General features: G+C 59.9%; 4 protein-coding genes. 1 reads left to right on the top strand and 3 read right to left on the bottom strand.

From position 1 onward, the window contains the following. Positions 1-73 precede the first annotated feature (73 nt). From rplT to NW837_RS15525, 3 genes are all read right to left on the bottom strand, one after another. Positions 74-430 (bottom strand): 50S ribosomal protein L20, encoded by a 357-nt coding sequence (rplT, locus tag NW837_RS15535; RefSeq protein WP_011434388.1) that lies wholly within the window; start codon positions 428-430, stop codon positions 74-76. A 133-nt stretch (positions 431-563) separates the two neighbouring features. Further along, positions 564-764 (bottom strand): 50S ribosomal protein L35, encoded by a 201-nt coding sequence (gene rpmI, locus NW837_RS15530; protein WP_011434387.1) that lies wholly within the window; start codon positions 762-764, stop codon positions 564-566. A gap of 128 nt (positions 765-892) precedes the next feature. After that, positions 893-2,125: a class I SAM-dependent methyltransferase gene (locus tag NW837_RS15525; RefSeq protein WP_414332576.1), complete on the bottom strand. Its 1,233-nt coding sequence runs from the start codon at positions 2,123-2,125 to the stop codon at positions 893-895. A gap of 81 nt (positions 2,126-2,206) precedes the next feature. On the opposite strand from NW837_RS15525, the gene NW837_RS15520 reads away from it, so the two are divergent. Next, positions 2,207-3,487 (top strand): FAD-linked oxidase C-terminal domain-containing protein (locus NW837_RS15520; RefSeq protein WP_414332574.1); only part of this gene is annotated, 1,281 nt, incomplete at its 3' end.

Here is a 3,487-nt window from a genome sequence, read left to right as displayed (position 1 = left end):
GACTTTTGCCAAACCGCCTAAAGCTTAGTAAATTCAGCAAAGTTCAGGGTTTTGGGGGTTAGAGGCATGCTCCTCAGGAGGCGCGAGACTGGCGCGCTGCCTCCACCACCTGGGTAAAGGCCTCTGGATCCAGGAAAGCCAAGCGGGCCAACATTTTGCGGTTGAGCTGGATATTGGCTTTTTTGAGACCATCGATGAACTCGTGGTAACGCAGGCCCTGGGCACGGGTGGCCGCGTTGATGCGGGTAATCCATAGGCGACGAAAATCCCGCTTCTTGCGGCGGCGATCCCGGTAGGCGCTGCGCAAAGCCTTCATCACCTGCTGGTTGGCGGTGCGGAACAGCTTTGAACCAGCTCCCCGAAAGCCTTTGGCCAGCTTGAGGATCTTTTTGCGGCGCTTGCGGGCGACATTGCCCCGTTTGACTCTCATGGCAGTAACTCAATAGGAACTTGAACAAACTCAAACTGAAGGGTAGAAGCACTCCGTCCTGCTAACGGGATCGGAACTGCTGTCGCCAATGCCAGCCCCTGAAATCTTCTTGCCGGCGCGAGCGGGATCCCGGCTAGTGGGTGTTGGGCAACATCAGGCGCACATTGACCACATCCCGCTTGTCCACCAGGGCCACACCGGCCAATTTGCGTTTGCGCTTGCTGGTTTTGTGCTCCAGCAAGTGGTTGTGCCCGGCCCTGCGACGCATAAACTTGCCGCTGCCGGTCAGGCGGAAGCGCTTGGCTGCTGCCTTGCGGGTTTTGATTTTGGGCATGATGACAACCCCAGAATACGCGGGGCCAGAGCTAAAGGTCACAGCTTTCTAGGATAAGCCATAGAAGAACAAGAGGGCAAATGCCAAGGTTCGTCCCGCTGAGGCAAGGGAAAGGGGTCGAGAAACTCTCAGGAGACTGAGTTTTGAGGCTCCAGCAGCAGCACTTGCCAGCGCAGCAAGCGTTGCAGTTGCTCAAAGCTCAGGGGGCACTCTAGGCCAGCCTGGATCTCTTGGACGGTGCGGATCCCGTCCACCTGTTGGAGAAAGGCGAAGGCTTCTTCGCTCAGGGAGATGGCTTCGTAAGCATAGTTGAAAATGCTCCGCCCCGGCCACAGGCCCAGACAGGGGCTGAGGTGGGCAATGGCTGATGCTACACTTTCCGGGCTTGTCCATTCCCAGCAGCGGATGGGGGGCTTGCCGAGAAACAGCTCGTAGTGGGCTACCACCGGATCCAGCAGCTCGATCAGGCGATAGCGTTCCGGTTCCGGCAGCTGAGCCGCCTGAGCCAGCAGGGCCTCGTCCTGGCCCAACACCCGTTCCAGCCGCCAAAACTCCGGGTTGGAAAAGCGCAGAAACTGCAGTCCGGAAGCCCGGATTAATTCAAACAGAGTCTCGATGGTGTAGTCCACTTCCTGGGGGTGCAGGTACATATCGGCGAAGCATTCGTCGTCCACGTTCTCGATGGCCCAGCGGGCCCGTTCTTGCTGCTGGATGCGGTTGGTTTCCGGCAAGATCTCGAAAAGGCGGCGGCCCACCTGGAGACCCCTCTGCAATTGCTCCGCCGAGGCAAGGGTCTGGTGTTCAGAACCCGTTACTAGCAGGCGGATGGCCTTTTGCATGAGGCGGATTTCGTGGCGGCCCAGCTCACCATACACAAACAGGTGCAAGAGCCCGCCGGGAGCCAATTTGCCGGCCAAAGCCTGCAGCCCCGCTAGCGGATCGGGCAGGTGGTGGAGCACGCCCACGCAGTTGATGAAGTCAAACTGCCCCGGCAGCTGGTCGATGTCGTAGACGTTGAGCTGGCGAAACTGCACCGGCGGTGCCTGGGAAGCCCGACAACGGGCCTCGGCAATCTCCAGGGCGCGGCTGCTCAGATCAAAGGCCCAAATTTCTGCGTTGGGGTTTTGGTGGGCAATGTATTCTGTTCCCACTCCCGAGCCACAGCCCGCATCCAGAATGCGCACCTTGCGCCGACCCGGATGGGATCCCGTACAAAAGGCATGGGCCTGGGGCCAACTCCAGCGCCAATTCCACCCTGGCGGGGGAACAGTGCTGACGGGCTGCGGGGGGAAAGGGTAGAGCTCGTAGAGCTGCCGCACTTGGTTGAGGATTTGTTCGGCGCTGCAGGAGTTGGGCTGCATGGGCTATCTGTTGGCTGGCTCGGTTACCAGCAAGACTATAGTGACAATATCCCTCCTAAAGCTCCTGCTGGGCCCACTGTCATGAAAGTGCTCCGCACCGCTAGCGCGAACGCTTCTGCTCATCCTCTACAGACCGGCCTCACCTTCGACTGGATCAGGCTGACGGCTGAGCTCAAAAAGATTCTGGATCCCCAGCGGGTGATCAGCAAGCCGGAGGAGCTGCTGGTTTACGAATGCGATGGGCTGGTCAGCTACCGGCAAAGGCCGGCGCTGGTGGTGCTGCCCCGCACAACAGAAGAGGTAGCGCAGGTGGTGAAGCTGTGCAGCCGCTACCAGGTGCCCTTCGTGGCGCGGGGATCCGGTACGGGCCTCTCAGGGGGAGCCCTGCCGGTGGAAAATAGCGTCGTCATTGCCACCACCCTGATGAAGCAAATCCTGGAAATCGACCTGGACAACCGCTGCATGGTGGTACAGCCGGGGGTCATCAACACTTGGATTACCCAGGCCGTTGCCGCCCAAGGCTACTTTTATGCGCCGGATCCCTCTAGCCAGTCGGTTTGCTCCATCGGAGGTAATGTGGCGGAGAACTCCGGCGGTGTCCACTGCCTCAAGTACGGCGTAACAGCCAATCACATTCTCGGCCTGACGGTGGTGCTGCCGGATGGGGAGGTGGTGTGCTGGGGAGGCAAGATCCCGGAGATGCCCGGCTACGACTGGGTGGGGCTGTTTGTGGGATCCGAGGGCACTCTGGGCATTGCCACCGAGATTACCCTGCGCTTGGTCAAGGCCCCGGCTCAAGTGCAGGTTTTGCTGGCAGACTTTGACAGTGTGGAAGCGGCGGGATCCACCGTCTCCGACATCATTGCTGCCGGGATCATCCCCGCCGGCCTGGAGATTATGGACAACTTCAGCATCAATGCCGTGGAGGATGTGGTGCAGTTGGGCTACTATCCGCGGGATGCGGCGGCCATTTTGTTGGTGGAGGTGGATGGGCTGGAACTGGAGGTGGAAGAAGCCAGCCAACAGGTGAGGGCGCTGTGCTTCAAAAATGGGGCGCGACAGGTGCAAGTCGCATCCGACCCGGAAGAGCGGGCGCGGGTGTGGAAAGGACGTAAGGCAGCATTTGCCGCCATGGGCAAGCTCAGCCCCAACTACTATGTTCAGGATGGGGTGATCCCCCGCAGCCAGCTAGCCTTTGTCTTGAAGGAAATCGAGCGCCTCAGCCGTGAGTACGGTTATCCGGTGGCCAATGTGTTTCACGCTGGCGACGGCAATCTGCACCCCTTGATCCTCTACGACGAGTCGGTGCCGGGATCCCTGGAGCAGGTGGAGAAACTGGGGGGCGAGATCCTTAAGCTCTGC

It is taken from the genome of Synechococcus sp. R6-10 (genome assembly GCF_047461815.1).
GTDB lineage: Bacteria > Cyanobacteriota > Cyanobacteriia > Thermostichales > Thermostichaceae > Thermostichus.
The sequence above is the reverse complement of the archived record's forward strand: the minus strand, read 5'-3'. Positions and strand labels throughout refer to the sequence as shown.